Annotated in this window: 1 protein-coding gene; it reads left to right on the forward strand. The window is 59.0% G+C overall.

Translation table 11 applies throughout. The annotated features are described in order from the left end of the window. Positions 1-379: 379 nt before the first annotated feature. The coding region (locus AC0L25_RS32500) for a hypothetical protein (RefSeq protein ID WP_473599197.1) at positions 380-580 on the forward strand (201 nt) is incomplete at its 3' end.

Consider the following 580-nt stretch of genomic DNA (forward strand, 5'->3'; position numbering starts at 1 on the left):
AGATCGGCGGAGCGGCAGTAGCGAACGTTGCCGCAGCTGCATTCTGCCTTGACGAGCATGTTGTGCCGGGTCGCCTTGCCCAGCGTGTCGATCGGATCGTGCGCCATGAGAACAGAAAAGGAACATTTTCCTTGAACGTCAAGACTGACTGTGGAATCTTTCCACCAATCTGAACTGAGAATACCGATGAGCGACGAGATTATCCGCCTTCCTGGTGCGATGGAGCCCGTCACGCGGCCCGGGATTCAGCACCACAGGTGCGAGCATCCCGGCTGCGGCAAGAATGCAGGATGGGGCTTTGCCAGGCCGAGGCAGCCATCGCACTGGTTCTGTTTCGAGCACCGCGCCGACGGCGAGCGATATCTATGAGGAAGCCTGGATGATCAGACCGCCAAGACGACAGGGCGAATACCCCGACCGCGGGATTGATTGCCAAGAGGCCATGGAGCCAGGCTTTCAGGCGATCGTCGATTGCATGCTGGAGGCAGGCTGGACGCGCGGGAAGATCATGCGGTCTTTGAAGCGGTTGATCGCTGCCGACAACATGACGCAAAAGGAAAACGCCAAGGTCGAGGCTCAG

The organism is Mesorhizobium sp. WSM4813, from assembly GCF_055811555.1.